The 14,879-nt window shown below is 71.6% G+C and carries 22 protein-coding genes; 7 read left to right on the forward strand and 15 right to left on the reverse strand.

Annotated elements, in window-relative coordinates; all coding sequences use genetic code 11:
* Positions 1-77: 77 nt before the first annotated feature.
* The 6 genes from ACGFH9_RS20625 to ACGFH9_RS20650 form a co-directional block, all read right to left on the reverse strand.
* Positions 78-233 carry a hypothetical protein gene (locus tag ACGFH9_RS20625; RefSeq protein WP_355233938.1) on the reverse strand — a complete coding sequence of 52 codons (156 nt, stop codon included), beginning with the start codon at positions 231-233 and terminating at the stop codon, positions 78-80.
* Positions 230-445: a helix-turn-helix transcriptional regulator gene (locus tag ACGFH9_RS20630; RefSeq protein WP_355051732.1), complete on the reverse strand. Its 216-nt coding sequence runs from the start codon at positions 443-445 to the stop codon at positions 230-232. The genes ACGFH9_RS20625 and ACGFH9_RS20630 overlap by 4 nt, the downstream gene beginning before the upstream one ends.
* The gene (locus ACGFH9_RS20635; protein WP_393221610.1) at positions 445-903 is read right to left on the reverse strand and encodes a DUF2975 domain-containing protein; all 459 of its coding nucleotides are present in this window, start codon (positions 901-903) and stop codon (positions 445-447) included. Before ACGFH9_RS20635 ends, ACGFH9_RS20630 begins: the two co-directional genes overlap by 1 nt.
* 91 nt (positions 904-994) lie before the next feature.
* Positions 995-1,732, reverse strand: coding sequence for a VOC family protein (locus ACGFH9_RS20640; RefSeq protein ID WP_393221612.1), 738 nt, complete (start codon positions 1,730-1,732; stop codon positions 995-997).
* Positions 1,733-1,778: 46 nt separating this feature from the next.
* Positions 1,779-2,063, reverse strand: a complete 285-nt coding sequence (locus ACGFH9_RS20645; RefSeq protein ID WP_393221615.1) for a hypothetical protein — start codon at positions 2,061-2,063, stop codon at positions 1,779-1,781.
* 72 nt (positions 2,064-2,135) lie between these two features.
* The gene (locus ACGFH9_RS20650; RefSeq protein WP_393221617.1) at positions 2,136-2,324 is read right to left on the reverse strand and encodes a hypothetical protein; all 189 of its coding nucleotides are present in this window, start codon (positions 2,322-2,324) and stop codon (positions 2,136-2,138) included.
* 67 nt (positions 2,325-2,391) lie between these two features.
* Between ACGFH9_RS20650 and ACGFH9_RS20655 the strand changes: the two genes are divergently transcribed.
* Positions 2,392-2,688, forward strand: a complete 297-nt coding sequence (locus tag ACGFH9_RS20655; RefSeq protein ID WP_393221619.1) for a hypothetical protein — start codon at positions 2,392-2,394, stop codon at positions 2,686-2,688.
* A gap of 7 nt (positions 2,689-2,695) precedes the next feature.
* Here the strand turns inward: ACGFH9_RS20655 and ligD are convergent, their stop codons facing one another.
* Complete coding sequence (gene ligD, locus ACGFH9_RS20660) at positions 2,696-3,718, reverse strand: non-homologous end-joining DNA ligase (protein WP_393221622.1); 1,023 nt, start codon at positions 3,716-3,718, stop codon at positions 2,696-2,698.
* A 47-nt stretch (positions 3,719-3,765) separates the two neighbouring features.
* On the opposite strand from ligD, the gene msrB reads away from it, so the two are divergent.
* Positions 3,766-4,170 (forward strand): peptide-methionine (R)-S-oxide reductase MsrB, encoded by a 405-nt coding sequence (msrB, locus tag ACGFH9_RS20665; RefSeq protein ID WP_393221625.1) that lies wholly within the window; start codon positions 3,766-3,768, stop codon positions 4,168-4,170.
* On the opposite strand, the gene ACGFH9_RS20670 is transcribed toward msrB, so the two are convergent.
* From ACGFH9_RS20670 to ACGFH9_RS20680, 3 genes are all read right to left on the reverse strand, one after another.
* Positions 4,136-4,738: a DUF305 domain-containing protein gene (locus tag ACGFH9_RS20670; RefSeq protein ID WP_393221628.1), complete on the reverse strand. Its 603-nt coding sequence runs from the start codon at positions 4,736-4,738 to the stop codon at positions 4,136-4,138. The genes msrB and ACGFH9_RS20670 overlap by 35 nt on opposite strands.
* A 59-nt stretch (positions 4,739-4,797) precedes the next feature.
* Complete coding sequence (locus ACGFH9_RS20675) at positions 4,798-5,547, reverse strand: lytic polysaccharide monooxygenase (RefSeq protein ID WP_393221631.1); 750 nt, start codon at positions 5,545-5,547, stop codon at positions 4,798-4,800.
* A 105-nt stretch (positions 5,548-5,652) separates the two neighbouring features.
* Entirely contained in the window at positions 5,653-5,928 is a 276-nt protein-coding gene (locus ACGFH9_RS20680) for an isoamylase early set domain-containing protein (RefSeq protein WP_393221634.1), read from the reverse strand.
* A gap of 155 nt (positions 5,929-6,083) precedes the next feature.
* On the opposite strand from ACGFH9_RS20680, the gene ACGFH9_RS20685 reads away from it, so the two are divergent.
* From ACGFH9_RS20685 to ACGFH9_RS20700, 4 genes are all read left to right on the forward strand, one after another.
* Positions 6,084-6,344, forward strand: coding sequence for a Prokaryotic metallothionein (locus tag ACGFH9_RS20685; RefSeq protein ID WP_355233962.1), 261 nt, complete (start codon positions 6,084-6,086; stop codon positions 6,342-6,344).
* A 49-nt stretch (positions 6,345-6,393) separates the two neighbouring features.
* Positions 6,394-6,849, forward strand: a complete 456-nt coding sequence (locus ACGFH9_RS20690; protein WP_393221637.1) for a GNAT family N-acetyltransferase — start codon at positions 6,394-6,396, stop codon at positions 6,847-6,849.
* A gap of 118 nt (positions 6,850-6,967) precedes the next feature.
* A complete protein-coding gene (locus ACGFH9_RS20695) occupies positions 6,968-8,080 on the forward strand; it encodes a lytic polysaccharide monooxygenase (protein ID WP_393221639.1) in 1,113 nt (370 codons plus the stop codon).
* A 91-nt stretch (positions 8,081-8,171) separates the two neighbouring features.
* Positions 8,172-8,435, forward strand: coding sequence for a hypothetical protein (locus ACGFH9_RS20700; protein ID WP_393221642.1), 264 nt, complete (start codon positions 8,172-8,174; stop codon positions 8,433-8,435).
* Between the two features lie 279 nt (positions 8,436-8,714).
* On the opposite strand, the gene hemQ is transcribed toward ACGFH9_RS20700, so the two are convergent.
* Genes hemQ through hemE form a run of 3 tightly spaced genes read right to left on the reverse strand, consistent with a single transcriptional unit; the run spans position 8,715 to position 11,927 of the window.
* Positions 8,715-9,416, reverse strand: a complete 702-nt coding sequence (gene hemQ / locus ACGFH9_RS20705) for a hydrogen peroxide-dependent heme synthase (protein WP_393221645.1) — start codon at positions 9,414-9,416, stop codon at positions 8,715-8,717.
* Positions 9,413-10,822, reverse strand: a complete 1,410-nt coding sequence (gene hemG, locus ACGFH9_RS20710; protein ID WP_393221648.1) for a protoporphyrinogen oxidase — start codon at positions 10,820-10,822, stop codon at positions 9,413-9,415. The genes hemQ and hemG overlap by 4 nt, the downstream gene beginning before the upstream one ends.
* 7 nt (positions 10,823-10,829) lie before the next feature.
* Positions 10,830-11,927: a uroporphyrinogen decarboxylase gene (gene hemE / locus ACGFH9_RS20715; protein ID WP_393221651.1), complete on the reverse strand. Its 1,098-nt coding sequence runs from the start codon at positions 11,925-11,927 to the stop codon at positions 10,830-10,832.
* Between the two features lie 148 nt (positions 11,928-12,075).
* Here hemE and ACGFH9_RS20720 point away from each other — a divergent pair, with 148 nt between their 5' ends.
* Complete coding sequence (locus ACGFH9_RS20720; protein WP_393221653.1) at positions 12,076-12,648, forward strand: DUF3000 domain-containing protein; 573 nt, start codon at positions 12,076-12,078, stop codon at positions 12,646-12,648.
* A gap of 31 nt (positions 12,649-12,679) precedes the next feature.
* On the opposite strand, the gene ACGFH9_RS20725 is transcribed toward ACGFH9_RS20720, so the two are convergent.
* Together ACGFH9_RS20725 and ACGFH9_RS20730 are read right to left on the reverse strand one after the other, a co-directional pair.
* Positions 12,680-13,519, reverse strand: coding sequence for a hypothetical protein (locus ACGFH9_RS20725; protein ID WP_393221656.1), 840 nt, complete (start codon positions 13,517-13,519; stop codon positions 12,680-12,682).
* A gap of 143 nt (positions 13,520-13,662) precedes the next feature.
* A complete protein-coding gene (locus ACGFH9_RS20730; protein WP_393221658.1) occupies positions 13,663-14,865 on the reverse strand; it encodes a trypsin-like peptidase domain-containing protein in 1,203 nt (400 codons plus the stop codon).
* Positions 14,866-14,879: the final 14 nt, after the last annotated feature.

The raw sequence follows: 14,879 nt of genomic DNA on the forward strand, positions 1-14,879 counted from the left end.
GACCTTCAAGACAGGTCACCTACGGGGAAAGGTTCGCGCCCGTTACATGATCGTTATTACGGGGACGGTCGGCGGCGTCACGTACCGCGTCGAGCCGTCCGTACGGCGAAGGCGATCGCGCCCACGACGAGCAGCGCGCCGATGAGTTGCAGGCCCGGCGAGTCGTCGGCCCCTCCGTACACGACGGCGGCGACGCCGAGGGCGACGGCCGCGATGGCGACGAGGTATCTCATGCTGTCTCCTCCTCAACCCATTCGAGCAGGTCTCCGGGCTGGCATTCGAGCACCCGGCACATCGCTTCGAGGGTGCTGAAGCGGACCGCCTTGGCGCGGCCGTTCTTGAGCACCGCCACGTTCGCCGGGGTGAGCCCGACGCGCTCGGCGAACTCGCCGACGCTCATCTTGCGCTTGGCCAGCTCGACGTCGATCCGGACGACGATGGGCATCAGATCACCGCTTCCATGTCGGTCCGCAGCGTGGTGGCCTGCCGCAGCAGGGCACGCATGACCACCATGAGGAGCCCCAGCACGGTGACGCCCACCGTCAGCAGGAACAGCAGGAGCGGCAGCCCTGGGTCGCCCGCGTTGAACCCCACGTAGAGGAAGACGCCCACCAGCACCACCCACGCGGCGGCGATGGCCCAGACGATGGCGTCGACCCACTTCAGCGACGCCTCGGTGAAGATGCGGTCGTTCTTGACCAGGCTGAGCAGTTGCCACGTCGCGACGATCACCACCTGGACGCACAGCACCCAGAAGACCGTCACGATCGTCGCCGGCCACCGGAGGTACGCGTCCTCCGGCGACTCCTGCGCCATGTGCGCGAACTGCCCCGGCAGCGAGAGGGTCTGGAACAGGACCAGGATCCCGAACAACACCACGAGAAACACTCGGAGAGCGGACACCGCTCGACGTTCAACAACCATACATCGAGTTTCGCTTGCTACCTATCGAAAGTCAATCGGTGCGGCGGTCGGTGCGGTGGTGGCGTCCCCGTCACTTCGGGGTGAGGAGACAGAACTCGTTGCCCTCCGGGTCGGCGAAGACCTTCCACGGGATCGTGCTGCCACCCAGGTCGATCGGCGTGGCGCCCAGGGCCCGCAGTCGCGTCGCCTCGGTCTCCATGTCGTCGTCCGGATACGGGCGGACGTCGAGGTGGACGCGGTTCCACCCGGCTTTGACGACAGGCGTGCGCAGGAACTGCAGGTAGGGGCCTACGCCGCTGGACGAGCGCAGGACCGCGTTGTCGTCGGTCACCTTGTGCACGGTCCAGTCCGTCACCTCACCCCAGAAACGGGCCATGCCCCTCGGGTCCGCGCAGTCGACCACGACGGAGGCGATCGGACCCGTGTCCTGGACCGAGTCGTGCCAGTCCAGCACGCAGAACTCGTTGCCCTCCGGGTCGGCCAGGACGACCCACGGCACGTCCCCCTGCCCCACGTCGGCGGGTGTCGCGCCAAGATCCTTCAGACGTGCGACGACCTGGGCCTGGTGAGCCGCCGAGGTGGTGGCCAGGTCGATGTGCACCGGGTTCTTCACCGTCTTGGGCTCGGTGGAGACGACGATGTCGATGCAGACGGCGACGGGATCGGGATAGACGAATTCCTTGGGTTCGAGGTTCGTCACACCGGGGCCCTCGCTGGACATCTCCCAGCCGAGCGCCTCGGCCCAGAAAGCGCCGAGCGCCACCTCGTCCCGAGCCTTCATGTTGATCTGCACAAGTCGCGTCGCCATGGCGGCGATGCTATCGAGACGCGAGTGGCGTCCCGGCCTCACTTGGTCACCCGCCCGTGGCCCGGCCCGGGTCGTTGATCTGCCGACGGAACGCGAGGTACGCGGTCAGGTTCGCCAGCAGCATCACCAGCCCGATCGCCGAGGCCAGGAGCCCGACGTCGAGGCTCGGCAGTGCCACGAAGGTCAGGGCGGCGAGCACGATGGCGAAGATGTTGAGGAAGGTGAAGGCCAGGACCAGTTCGTTGAGCAGGCGGGACCGCCGGTCCTGGAGTCGGCCGACCAGTTGCTGGTGCAGCGTCCGGACGACAGCCCCAAAACCAACCCACAACAACCCGCTAATTGGCACAGGTGTACGACAAGAACGGGCCGCGCCGAGCACCGCGAACCAATAGTTAGGGCGCGGTCAGCCCTCGGCCAACTCCGGACGGTGCTCTCGGATCCAGGCCACCACGTCCGACTTGCGCCAGACCTTGCCCTGCACCAGATCGGCCACCGGGTCCGGGAAGTTCCGGTGACTGGTGATCACGTAAACGCGCTGCTTGCTGATGCCGCCAAGCATCGCGCGAATCTCCGCAGCGCCCACCAGATCCATATGGCGGACGGTAGACAGATGACCCGACTCCTTGACCCGGGTCAACTTACCGGTCACCGTAAGAGGTATGCCTTCGCCGAACGAGCCGCCGGTCCCGCACGCCCAGCGCAGAGCGATCCGCCCGCACACTCCGATGCGCCCGTTGTGGCTGTGCCGCGTCTGCGCCGCCGCCTGGCCGTGCCCGCCGGCCCGACTGCTGCTGACGATGCAGTACCGGCGGGACCGGGTGGGGTTGTCGGTCTACCTGGCGAGCCAGTTGTTCGAGGCGACGGCCGACCTGCTGAAGCTGAACCCGGACGCGGTACCCGACCCTCGGGAGCTGTTCGACAGGTTCGTGGCGTGGCCGGCACGACCGCCCGCGTGAGACGGCGCTAGGGGGTGCGCTTGGCGCGGCTGGGCTGCACGCGCTTGGGCTCGCCGGGCATCTTGGGGTGGTCCGGCGGGTACGGCAGGTCACCCTGACCGGCGGCGGCGTCGCGCTCGGCCCACTTCAGCAGGGGCGTGATGTCCCACGGCGCGTCGTCGATGCCGGCGTGCGGGTCGCCGACCTCGGTCAGGCGGGCCGGCACGGTACGCAGGTCGAAGTCGTCCGGGTCGACGTCCGGCAGCTCGGCCCAGGTGACCGGGGTGGAGACGGTGGCCCGGGCGTTGGCGCGCAGCGAGTACGCGCAGGCGATCGTCCGGTCCCGGGCCATCTGGTTGTAGTCGACGAAGACCCGGCTGCCGCGCTCCTCCTTCCACCAGGCCGTGGTCACCAGGTCGGGATTGCGGCGCTCGACCTCGCGGGCCAGGGCGATGGTGGCCCGACGCACCTCGGTGAACGTCCAGCGGGGCTGGATGCGTAGGTAGACGTGCACGCCACGCCCACCGGAGGTCTTCGGCCAGCCGGTCGCGCCCAGCTCGTCGAGGACCGCGCGGACCTCCGCCGCGGCCCGGGCGGCGTCGGCGAAGTCGGTGCCGGGCTGCGGGTCGAGGTCGATGCGCAGTTCGTCGGGGCGGTCCACGTCAGCGGCGCGCACCGGCCACGGGTGGAACACGATCGTGCCCATCTGCGCCGCCCAGGCCACGTGCGCCAGGTCGGCCGGGCACAGCTCGGCCGCGCCGCGACCGCTCGGGAAGGTGATCTGGGCGGTGGTGATCCAGGGCGGCACGCCCCGGGTCGGCACCCGCTTCTGGAAGAACGCCTCGCCCTCGACGCCCGCCGGGAAGCGTTGCAGCGTGGTGGGCCGGTCCCGCAGGGCGCGCATGATCCCGTCGCCGACGGCCAGGTAGTAGTGGAAGACGTCCGCCTTGGTGAAGCCCCGCTGCGGGAAGATCACCCGGTCGGGGCTGCTGAGCCGTACGGTGTGCCCGGCCACCTCGACCTCGGCGACCGCTGCCTTGGTGCCACCCATCCCGCGACCTTATGCCACGCCCCCGACGTTGGACGTACCGTTGACGGGTGAGTCTCGACGACAACAACCTGCCCAAGACCGAGGACGAGTGGCGTGTCCGCCTAACCCCGGAGGAGTTCCACGTCCTGCGGGAGCACGGCACCGAACGCCCGTGGACCGGCGAGTACGTGGACACCAAGACCCAGGGGGTCTACCACTGCCGGGCCTGCGGCCTGGAACTCTTCTCCAGCGACACCAAGTTCGACTCGCACTGCGGGTGGCCGAGCTTCGACGACGCCATTCCGGGTCGGGTCAAGGAGATCGAGGACCGGAGCCTCGGCATGGCGCGTACGGAGATCCGCTGCGCCCGCTGCGACAGCCACCTGGGACACGTGTTCCACGGCGAGGGTTTCACGCCGAAGGACACCCGGCACTGCGTCAACTCGATCTCGGTCCGCCTGGAGGCTCGCTGACCTGAGCGTCGTACCCACTGAGCAGGTCGACCTCGGCGGTCCGGGACTGTTCGATCCGCCGGGCCAGGTCGCGGACCCGCTCGTCGCGGCCGCCGCCGACCTGGGCCCGGGCCAGGTCGGCGGCGGCCCGCTGGTGATCGGCGAGGACCTCGCGTAGCACCCGGTCGACGTCGGTGTCCGGCGCGGCCCGCAGCCGGTCGAGCGCGGTGTCGTCGCCGTGCCCGGCGTGGTCGTGCCCGGCGGCGTTGGCGCCCGGCCCGGTCGTCGGCAGCCACCCGCGCATGGTCGACAGTTCGTCGGCCTCGGTCACCTCGATGGCGGCGGCCAGGGTGCGCAGCGCGTCGTCGCGCAGTCGGTCCCGGGCGAGCCGGACGATCTGCAGGGTGCGTTCGCTGTGCCCGACCATCGTGCTGAGGAACACCACGTCGATGCCGCTCAGGTCGGCGGCGGCCGGCGCGGAGTCGGCCGCCACCGGAGAGGCGGTGGTCGGTGGACGCGCTGACGGCCCGGCGCAGGCGGCGAGCAGCGAAGCGGCGACCAACCACGCCAGGTGGGTTGCGCGGGGCATGCCGGGCTCCGATCGCGTGGGGCGGCGACACGGGTGCGGCCGGAGCCGCACCCGCGCGGTCAGACCTGTTGCCAGAGCGCCGGTACGTTCGGCGGCTCCCAGCCGGAGATCGCCGTGTGGGCCTGCCGGCAGCGGTACGTCAGTCCGCCGTAGGTGACCTGGTCACCGACCTGGTACGCCCGGCCCGCCGTCCAACTGCTGCCACCCGCCGGGGGCGGGGTCGTCGGCGCGGCGGTGGGGCTGGTGGTCGGGCGGGGCGTGGGTGAGCTGGTCGGCGTCGGGGTGGGTGTCGACCCGCCGCCGCCGATCTGCACGTCGATGCAGGAGTAGAAGGCGTTCGCGGTGTCGGAGATGTTCCACACGGCGAGGATCTTCTGCCGCCCGGAGAAACCGCCCAGGTTGACGGTGTGCGAGACCGTCGCGCCGGGCTGCTGCCCGTTGCCGTTGACCACGCCGACGCGGGTGTTGCCGATCCAGTACTCCCAGTTGCTGGTGGCGTGCCGGGCCGTGTTGAACCAGGTGAAGGTCAGCGAGCTACCGACCGAGATGGCCGGCCAGCCCCGGCTGTCGTCGTTGAGGACGGCGAACTGGGTGATGCCTGCGTTGCAGCTCTTGAGACCCTTGGGTCCCTCGACGCTCTGCGGCTCGTACTTGATCTGCCCGCAGTCGGGCACCTTGCCCTGCGCGCAGAGCGCCTGCCGGCTTGGCGGGGCGGAGACGTAGCCGTGCGCCTGGGCGGGCGCGGCGACGGTGAGGGTGGCGGCGACAGCGCCCGCCGCCACCAGCGGGACGGTGATTCTTCGACGCATGGGGGCTCCTTCTGCAGGTGCGGTGAGGTGCCCCAAGGTAATTTAAACTTTATTAACAGTAAAGAGCCGCATCGATAAATACATCGATGGTGACGAGTTGACCTCTCAGAGTCGCAGCAGGCTGCCGCTATCGTCGACGCCGTCGGCCGTCTCGTCGTCGAGCCAGACGCCGCCGCTGGCGAGATAACGGAACCGATACTCCCCCGGGCCGAGCTTCACGGTGACCGTCCGGGTGCCGTCGCGGCGGGTCACCAACTCGTGCCGGCCGGGCTCCCAGTCGTTGAACGACCCCACCACACTCACCGGACCGGGTGGCGCGTCCCGTGGGAGGCAGAAGGTCACCCGGGTCTGGCTGCCGAAGAGCTTGTTTCGTTTGATCATGGCGATCCTCCGAAGTCACGGCGGTTCACCAGGCCTAACGGTCGACACGCCGACGCCGACACGCCGCCCATCCCGGCCGGACGACGGCAATTCACCCCCGACAGCCCCGTCCTGGGTAACTCTGAGGTCACATGTCCTGATACGGGGGGGTTCCCATGGCGAGTTGCGAGGTCTGCGGAAACGACTACTGGATGGCGTTCGAGGTGCACACGGTCAGCGGCGACGTACACACCTTCGACTCCTTCGAGTGCGCCATCCACCGCATGGCACCCATCTGCGAACACTGCCAGGTCAAGATCGTCGGGCACGGTGTCGAGGTCAACGGCCGGTTCTTCTGCTGTGGGCACTGCGCCCGCGCGGTCGAGGGCGCCGAGGGTGCCGAGATCCGCGACGCCGTCGGCGCACGCCCGGCCTGACGCACCCCGGCACGTGAGCCCGCCGGGCCGCCCGGCCTACCATCGGTGCGTGCCCCAGCAGACCACCGAGATCCGGACGGCCTTCATCGCCGACCTGGACGCCCGCACCCTTCACGACCTGCTCAAGCTACGCATCGACGTGTTCGTGGTGGAGCAGAACTGCCCGTACCCGGAACTCGACGGGCGTGACGTCGAGGAGAGGACCCGGCACCTCTGGCTCACCGACGGCGGCGCGCCGCTGGCGTACCTGCGGATTCTGGCCGACCCGGACGATGTCGCCCGGATCGGTCGGGTGGTGGTGGCCCCCGGGGCGCGCGGCGGTGGGCACGCCGGTCGGCTGATGACCGCGGCGCTGGAGGTGGTGGGTGACCGGACCTGCGTGCTGGAGGCCCAGTCGCACCTGGTCGCGTTCTACTCCCGGTACGGCTTCACGGTCAGCGGCCCCGACTACGTCGAGGACGGCATCCCGCACACCCCGATGCGGCGCAAGGTCATTGACGTCTGACGATCGACCTGGCATCGTGCCGGGTAGAGCCATCGCAGGAGCCAGCAAGTAGGCACGGGAGTGGGCAACTCCCGGCAGTCCGGGTGTCGTCGTCCGACCTCATCCCCCCGGGGGCTCCATGTCCACAATCGCCCGATCACCACGCGTGCTCCGGCCGCTCGCCGTCGCGGCAGCCGCCACGCTCATGTTGACCACCGCGCTGAGCGTCGCGCTGGTCCCATCCGCCTCCGCGCACGGTTCGGTCGTCGACCCGCCCTCGCGCAGCTACAGCTGCTGGCAGCGCTGGGGCGGTGACTTCCAGAACCCGCGCATGGCCACCGAGGACCCGATGTGCTGGCAGGCCTGGCAGGCCGACCCGCAGGCCATGTGGAACTGGAACGGCCTGTTCCGCGAGGGCGTGGCGGGCAACCACCAGGGGGCCATCCCGAACGGTCAACTGTGCAGCGGCGGACGCACCCAGAACGGTCGCTACAACGCCATGGACACGGTCGGCGCGTGGAAGACCACCTCGGTGTCGAACAACTTCCGGCTGCGCTTCTTCGACCAGGCCAGCCACGGCGCGGACTACATCCGGGTGTACGTGACGAAGCAGGGCTTCAACTCGACCACCCAGCCGCTGAGCTGGAACGACCTCGAGTTGGCCGGCCAGATCGGCAACACCCCGGCGTCGCAGTGGGACAAGGACACCGGTGGCGTCTCCATCCAGATCCCGGTCAACGCGACGGGACGGACCGGACGGCACATCGTCTACACCATCTGGCAGGCGAGCCACCTGGACCAGTCGTACTACCTGTGCAGTGACGTGGACTTCAGTGGCGGATCCACGCCGCCGCCGACCACACCGCCGCCGACGACGCCGCCCCCCACCACGCCGCCGCCCACCACTCCCCCGCCGACGACGCCGCCGCCGAGCACCCCGCCGCCGGCCGGCGCCTGCACGGCGACGTACCAGATCACGGGTCAGTGGAGCGGCGGATTCCAGGCGGAAGTGAAGGTCACCGCCGGGGGCTCACCCACCAGAGGCTGGTCGGTGAGCTGGAACTACAACAACGGCCAACAGGTCGCCTCGTCGTGGAGCGCCACGGTCACCACCAACGGCACGCTTGTCACCGCACGCAACGTCAACTACAACGGCACCCTGGCTGCCGGGGCGAGCACGACATTCGGTCTGCTCGGCTCGTGGAACGGCAGCAACCCGATCCCGCTGGTCTCCTGCACGGCGACCAGTTGATCCCCGGCCGGCGCCGCACCCGGGCGGGGGCGCGGCGCCGGACGGCGGGAATACGGTGGTGCCCGGCGATCCGTCCGGGCACCATCTCCGCATGATCGACATCTTGGTGCTCTCCCCCGACGACTGGCCCACCTGGCGGGAGCTGCGGCTGGCCGCCCTCGCCGAGGCACCGGAAGCGTTCGGCTCACGGCTCGCCGACTGGCAGGGCGACGGCGATCGCGAGCAGCGCTGGCGTGACCGGATGAGCATCCCCGGCTCACTCAACCTGGTGGCCGTCCTGGCCGGGCGTCCGGTCGGAATGTCGAGCGGCGTACCCACGTCGGACCCGCTGACGCGGGACCTGATCTCGATGTGACCGACGAGCCAGGTGATCGCATGCCCGAGGGCGTACGCCGAGAACAGATCATGCTCCGCCCCTCCACCTCACGACGTCGCACCAAGCGAGATCCCCGTCGTCCCCGCGCTGCCCCGTCACCCCGTAACCCCCGTCTCGCCCCGGGCAGCCAGCCGGTGCGGCGATCTTGCACTTTCGGTTGCCAGATCGCGGCCTATGCCCCGTTCGTCGGGACAGCAAGTGCAAGATCGCGGGGCAGAGGAAGGGCGGGGCAGGGAGGAGCCGGGGCGGGGCGGCGAGTCAGACCAGGCAGTTGACGATCTCGGCGACCGAGCGGCGGCGGCCCGTGTAGAACGGAACCTCCTCGCGGACGTGCCGGCGCGCCCCGGAGGCGCGCAGGTCACGCATCAGGTCGACGATCCGGTGCAGCTCGTCGGCCTCGAACGCGAGCATCCACTCGTAGTCGCCCAGCGCGAACGAGGCGACGGTGTTGGCGCGTACGTCCGGGTAGCCGCGCGCCATCTTCCCGTGCTCGGCCAGCAGCTCACGCCGCTCGGCGTCGGGCAGCAGGTACCACTCGTACGAGCGCACGAACGGGTAGACGCACAGGTATCCGCGGGCCTCCTCACCGGCCAGGAACGCCGGGATGTGGCTCTTGTTGAACTCCGCGGGCCGGTGCAGCGCCATCTGCGACCACACCGGGGTCAGCGCCCGACCCAGCGTCGTACGCCGGAACCGCAGGTACGCGTCCTGGAGCGCGTCGCTCGACGCCGAATGCCACCAGATCATCACGTCCGCGTCGGCGCGCAGCCCGGCCACGTCGTACACGCCCCGGACCACCACGTCCTTGCCGGCCAACTCGTCGAAGAGGGACTCGACCTCGCCGGTGACGTTGTCGCGCAGCGACGGCAGCGGTCCGCTGGCCCGGAACACCGACCACATCGTGTAGCGGATGCTGTCGTTCAGCTCCCGCAGCCGGGCCGCGTTGGTCTGCTCGGTCATCTCGCCGATCCTCCCAGTGCTGTGATGATCTCGTCGGCCGCCGTCTCGCCGGAGCGGACGCAGACCGGTATGCCGACACCGTCGTAGCCGGCGCCGGCCAGGACCAGGGTGGGCTGCGCGGCCCGCAGCGCCGTCCGCGCGGCGGCGACCCGGTCGGCGTGCCCCGGGGCGTACTGGGGCAGCGCACCGCCCCACCGCTGCACGTGCCCGTCGACCGGGGCGGGCAGCGGAGTGTCGAGCACCGCCGACAGCTCCCGGTGCACTGTCGCGGCCAGGTCGGCGTCCGGGCGCTGGAGCTGCGCCTCCTCACCGTAGCGGCCCACCGAGGCACGCACGAGGGCCAAACCGTCCGGCCGCCGCAGGTGCCCCCACTTCGTGGTGAAGAACGTCGCCGCCTTGATCAACAGCCCCTCGGTGCTCGGCACCAGGAAGCCGGACAGCTCTGGCAGCGGTGGCTGCGGCAAGGCCAGCGTGACCAGCGCGACGCTGGCGTACTCCAACTCGCCAACGGCCGAGGCGGCCTCCGGGGCCGGACCGGTGAGCAGGCGCGCCGCCGGGCGGGCCGGCACCGTCAGCACCACGGCGTCCACGTCGACGCGCGCAGGGTCACGCGTCGGACCGACCGTGAGCCGCCAGCCGGTGCCGGTCCGGGTCACCTCGCGCACAGCGGCGTCCCGCCGGATCGTCGCGCCGCTGGCCGTCACCGCCGCCTCGACCAGGGTGCCCAGCCCGCCGGCCAGGGTGCCGAAGACCGGGGCGCCGGGCGCGCGGGGGGCGGCGGCCTGCGCGGCCCGGACCGCGCCGACCAGTGTGTGCTCGACCCGGGCGGTACGGGCCAGCGCCGGCATGGTCGTGACCAGGGACAGGTCGTCGGCGCGGCCCGCGTACACGCCACCCAGCATCGGGTCGACCAGCCGGTCGACCACCTCGTCACCGAAACGGGACCGGACCAGCGCACCCACCGAGACGTCCGCCTCGGGCCCGACCAACGGCCGACCGTCGTCCAGGTCGGCGTCCGCCGCCGGGCGCGCGACCGTCGCCACCTGATCCAGATCCCCGGGTACGCCGACAAGCGTCCCGCCCGGAATGGGGCGCAGCCCTCCGTCGACGACAAGCGCGGCCTGCCCGACGGTGGGGTGGACGATCTTCTCGGCCAGCCCGAGCCGGCGGGCCAGCACCACCGCCGCGCTCTCGGCCCCGGTGGGGTCCCGCATCAGGAAGGACTCGGCGCCGAACTCCACCGGTCCGCCGGCCAGCGCACCGGTGCGCAACTTGCCGCCCAGTGCGCCGGACTGCTCGTACACCGTGATCTCGGTGCCCTCCGGCGCGCGGTCGCGCAAGCGGACCGCGGCGGCCAGCCCGGCGATCCCGCCGCCGACCACCGCCACCCGCCAGGGCTGCCGCATCGCCGTGTCAGCCCCGCTCGGCCCGACGGCTGGACACCTCGTGCACCAGCGCGACCACCCGGGTCAGCACCTCCGGGTCGGTCTCCGGCAGCACACCATGACCGAGGTTGAACACGTGTCCGGGGGCCCCCCGGCCCTGCTCCAGGATGCGGCGCACCTCGGCCTCCACCACCGGCCACGGCGCGAGCAGGACACACGGGTCCAGGTTGCCCTGCACCGCCTTGTCCGACCCGATCCGGCAGGTGGCCACGTCCAACGGCGTACGCCAGTCGACGCCGACCACGTCCGCGCCGGCCTCCCCCATCGCGCCCAGCAGCTCGGCGGTGCCCACACCGAAGTGGATGCGCGGCACACCGGAGTCAACCAGCCCGCTCAGCACGGCGGTCGAGTGCGGCAACACGTAGCGGCGGTAGTCGGCCTCGGAGAGCGCGCCGGCCCACGAGTCGAACAACTGCACGGCGGAGACGCCCGCCTCGATCTGCACCCGCAGGAAGGCAAGCGTCACGTCGGCGAGCCGGGCACAGAGCGCGTGCCACAGCTCGGGGTCGCCGTACATCAGGGCCTTGGTCTTGGCGTGGGTCCGCGACGGCCCGCCCTCGACGAGGTAGCTGGCCAGCGTGAACGGCGCGCCGGCGAAGCCGATCAGCGGGGTGTCGCCCAGCTCGACCACGAGCTGGCGGACGGCCTCGTCGACGTACGACACGTCGTCGCGGGTGATCGGGCGGATCCGGTCGACGTCGGCGGCGGTACGGACCGGCTCGGCGACCACCGGTCCGGTGCCCGGCACGATGTCCAGGTCGATCCCGGCCGCTGCGACGGGGACCACAATGTCGCTGAACAGGATGGCCGCATCCACCCCGTGCCGGCGCACCGGTTGGAGGGTGATCTCGGTGACCAGCTCCGGACGGCGGCAGGACTCCAACATCGGCACGTTGGCGCGGATCTCCCGGTACTCCGGGAGGGAGCGGCCCGCCTGGCGCATGAACCAGACCGGGGTGTGCGGGACGGGCCGACGCCGACAGGCCCGGATGAAGGGCGAGTCGGCCGGGCCGCCGGGGCGCGGGTGTCCGTCTCGGGCGGCAGTGCCCGTGGTATCCGTGGTCATCGCCGCAATCGTGCCACGCCCCTCGCCTCCGACCCGCCGGGGGTGAACGGAAGGGACGTACCTAACGCCGAGCCCGCGAGACGGCGGCGGAGGGGCGTGTCGGCGCGCCGTCGAAGCGGGCGGACCAACGGCGGCATAGGCTGCCGACATGGCCCCCCCGATCGCGCTCCCGGAGACCTTCGCCCGCGCGGTCGCCGGGCTGCGGTCGCCGGCGCCCCGGCCGGAGATCACCCTGGAGGAGGTCGGCGCGCCCCAACGGCTCGCGCCGTTCACGTTCGCGCTCTCCGCGACGGTGCTGCGCGACGGCGACGAGGTGGCCACCGGCCGGCTGATCCTGCTGCACGATCCGGCCGGGCACGAGGCGTGGCAGGGCACGCTGCGACTGGTCACCTACGTGACGGCCGAGTTGGAGGTCGACCTCGCCGCCGACCCGCTGCTGCCCGGGGTGGGCTGGACGTGGCTGACCGACGCCCTGGATACCCAGGACGCCGGTCACCGGGCGATCGGCGGGACGGTCACCCAGACCATGTCGACCCGGTTCGGTGACCTCGCGGGCCCACCGACCGCCGGCGACATCGAGATCCGCGCCTCGTGGACACCTGTCGACGACAACCTCGCCCCCCACCTGCTCGGCTGGTGCACCCTGCTCGCCTCGACGGCCGGCCTGCCCCCGCCCGGGGTCACCGCTCTCTCCGACCGCCGCCCCGCCGCCACCGCCTGAACACTGTGGCGACGACGGGCGGCGCGGTGGATCAGAGGTAGTTCTCGGCCTCGTCGCAGACCTTGTCGAGGCCCTTCATCGCCGCGTCGTACGCGCCCTTGTTGCCGGCCGCCGCCGCGCCCAGCGCAGTCGTCAGCTTGTCCAGGCAACTCGCGATGACCTTCTTCTGCCGGGTCTGCTCGTCACGGTCGTTACGGGTACCGGTCAGATCCTGCTCGGTGTTGTCGAGCTTGTCCTGCATGACCTGAAGCTCGGTCTTGAGCTTGCCGATCTCGCTGGTGTTGGCGGCGATGGTGCCGTCGCGCTCGCTGACCTGGGCGGTGAGACGCTTCTCGGTCCGGTTCAGCTCGTTGTTCTTGGTCACGAACAGCCCGGTCATCACCCCGCTGACGACGAAGAGCAGAGCGGCCACCAAGGCCAGCACCAGCACCGCGCGACCGCGCCGAGGAGCCGGCGCAGCGCCGTACGGCGTCATACCGGGCGGGCCCGACATCGGCTGGCCGTACGCGGGACCGGAGACCGGCGGCGCCGACATGGGCTGCCCGTACGCCGGGCCGGAGACCGGCGGCGCCGACATCGGCTGGCCGTGCGGCGGGGCGCTGGCCGGGTAGGCCGACGTCTGCGGTGCGCCGTACGGCGGGGCGGCCTGGCCGGGCGCGTACTGCTGCGGCGGCGTGGGCTGGCCCGGGGTGGGCTGACCCGGCGCGTACTGCTGCGGCGCGGGCTGACCGGCCGGGTACCGCACGGTCGGGTCGGTGCCCGGCGCGGACGGCAGCGTCGCGTGCGGCACCGTCGCGTCGCCCTCGGGCGAGCCGGGCGGCGGCGGGGTGGTGGGCGGGAGGCCCTCCGGGCCGGTCGGTGGCTGGGACATGTTCTTCCTCCAGGGTGAGCAGGTCCTCCGCCGATGGGCGCGACGGACCGGATGCAGCGGCAGGTTCGTCCGGGGCCGAGGACCCGGAGACCTCGGGAACGACCGCTAGGGCCGTGGTTGGCGCGAGCGGCCGGAGCCGCGGGTCAGCAGATCTTGAAACCGTCGCAGGCGACCTTGATCGGTACGGCCAGCCCGATGCCCTCGGCGTCGCGAGCCTTGGCGGTGGCGATGCCGACCACCTGCTTGCTGCCGTTGATCACCGGGCCGCCGGAGTTGCCGGGGTTGATGGGGGCGTCGAACTGGATGGCCGGTCCGGAGCCACCCTGTGCGGCGCGCAGCGCGCTCACCACGCCTGTGGTGACGCTGTCCTCCAGGCCGAGCGGAGCGCCGACGACGACGATCTGCTGGCCGGACTTCACGGCGGTGGGCGCGGTGACCAGGCCGGTGAACTTGCCGGTGGTCCGCAGGTGCGCCACGTCGTTGGTCTTGTCGACCTTGACGATGGTGGCCGGAAAACGCTGGTCCGTGCGCTCCAGGAAGACCTCGCGTCCACCGGCCTCCCACACCGACTCGACCACGTGGAAGTTGGTGAACAGGTTGGTGCCACCGCCGGCCGCCGGCTTGCCCACCGCGAACGCGCTGCCGGTGAACTGCCCGGCCCGAACCCGGAACACGCTCGGCAGCACCGCGCTCGCCACCGCCTCCGGGTTGAACGCGGCCCCGGCCTGCTTCTCCAGGGCGTCCGCGCGCTTCTCCAGGCCGTCGAGGCGTGTGCCGTCGCCGTCCTGGGCCTGCGCCAACCGGCGGTCGGTGGCGGCGAGACGGTCGCCGAGCCGGTCCAGCTGGTACGCCTGAAGGCCGGCAACGGCGGCGAGCGCCACGACGAGCAGGGCGGCGAGCAGGACCGGCCAACGACGGCGGCTGGGTTGGACGGGCGGCGGGGTGACACCCGGCCACGCGGGCTGGCCGGCAGGGAACGGTGGCGCGCTGGCCAGGTCCCCGACGGGCGGGTAGCCGCCGCCGTGCGACGCCGGGGCGTACGGCGCGGTGCCGTAGGGCGCCGACGGGTAGGTACCGGTGCCCTGCCCCGGGGGTACGGCGGCCGGGGCGGGGCCCTGGCTCCACTGCCCGCTGTTAGGCGGTGCCGACCACCCGGTACGGGGTGCCGGAACGGCCGCGGTCGGCTCGGTGCCGCCCGGCGTGCCGGGCCAGGTGGCGCCGAGGGGTGGATGCGGTTCGATGCGCGGGGGCAGGGGGCCGGGTCGTTCGGCGGATGAACCGCTCACACCGTCCGGCTCGGCGCCGCCCATCGGTCGTCCGTCGCCCGCACCGAAGCCAGCCGTCATGATCGTCGTGCCTT

It is taken from the genome of Micromonospora sp. NPDC049102 (assembly GCF_043197485.1).
Taxonomy (GTDB): domain Bacteria; phylum Actinomycetota; class Actinomycetes; order Mycobacteriales; family Micromonosporaceae; genus Micromonospora.

Excerpts from the sequence above, each read along its gene's own strand:
- ACGFH9_RS20695 (WP_393221639.1), top strand. The coding sequence starts at position 6,968 with ATGTCCACAATCGCCCGATCACCACGCGTGCTCCGGCCGCTCGCCGTC.
- ACGFH9_RS20655 (WP_393221619.1), top strand. The coding sequence starts at position 2,392 with ATGCCTTCGCCGAACGAGCCGCCGGTCCCGCACGCCCAGCGCAGAGCG.
- hemQ (WP_393221645.1), bottom strand. The coding sequence starts at position 9,416 with ATGACCGAGCAGACCAACGCGGCCCGGCTGCGGGAGCTGAACGACAGC.
- ACGFH9_RS20630 (WP_355051732.1), bottom strand. The coding sequence starts at position 445 with ATGCCCATCGTCGTCCGGATCGACGTCGAGCTGGCCAAGCGCAAGATG.
- ACGFH9_RS20670 (WP_393221628.1), bottom strand. The coding sequence starts at position 4,738 with ATGCCCCGCGCAACCCACCTGGCGTGGTTGGTCGCCGCTTCGCTGCTC.
- hemE (WP_393221651.1), bottom strand. The coding sequence starts at position 11,927 with ATGACCACGGATACCACGGGCACTGCCGCCCGAGACGGACACCCGCGC.
- ACGFH9_RS20680 (WP_393221634.1), bottom strand. The coding sequence starts at position 5,928 with ATGATCAAACGAAACAAGCTCTTCGGCAGCCAGACCCGGGTGACCTTC.
- ACGFH9_RS20720 (WP_393221653.1), top strand. The coding sequence starts at position 12,076 with ATGGCCCCCCCGATCGCGCTCCCGGAGACCTTCGCCCGCGCGGTCGCC.
- ACGFH9_RS20675 (WP_393221631.1), bottom strand. The coding sequence starts at position 5,547 with ATGCGTCGAAGAATCACCGTCCCGCTGGTGGCGGCGGGCGCTGTCGCC.
- ACGFH9_RS20725 (WP_393221656.1), bottom strand. The coding sequence starts at position 13,519 with ATGTCCCAGCCACCGACCGGCCCGGAGGGCCTCCCGCCCACCACCCCG.
- ACGFH9_RS20700 (WP_393221642.1), top strand. The coding sequence starts at position 8,172 with ATGATCGACATCTTGGTGCTCTCCCCCGACGACTGGCCCACCTGGCGG.
- ACGFH9_RS20730 (WP_393221658.1), bottom strand. The coding sequence starts at position 14,865 with ATGACGGCTGGCTTCGGTGCGGGCGACGGACGACCGATGGGCGGCGCC.
- ACGFH9_RS20640 (WP_393221612.1), bottom strand. The coding sequence starts at position 1,732 with ATGGCGACGCGACTTGTGCAGATCAACATGAAGGCTCGGGACGAGGTG.
- ACGFH9_RS20685 (WP_355233962.1), top strand. The coding sequence starts at position 6,084 with ATGGCGAGTTGCGAGGTCTGCGGAAACGACTACTGGATGGCGTTCGAG.
- ligD (WP_393221622.1), bottom strand. The coding sequence starts at position 3,718 with ATGGGTGGCACCAAGGCAGCGGTCGCCGAGGTCGAGGTGGCCGGGCAC.
- ACGFH9_RS20650 (WP_393221617.1), bottom strand. The coding sequence starts at position 2,324 with ATGGATCTGGTGGGCGCTGCGGAGATTCGCGCGATGCTTGGCGGCATC.
- hemG (WP_393221648.1), bottom strand. The coding sequence starts at position 10,822 with ATGCGGCAGCCCTGGCGGGTGGCGGTGGTCGGCGGCGGGATCGCCGGG.
- ACGFH9_RS20625 (WP_355233938.1), bottom strand. The coding sequence starts at position 233 with ATGAGATACCTCGTCGCCATCGCGGCCGTCGCCCTCGGCGTCGCCGCC.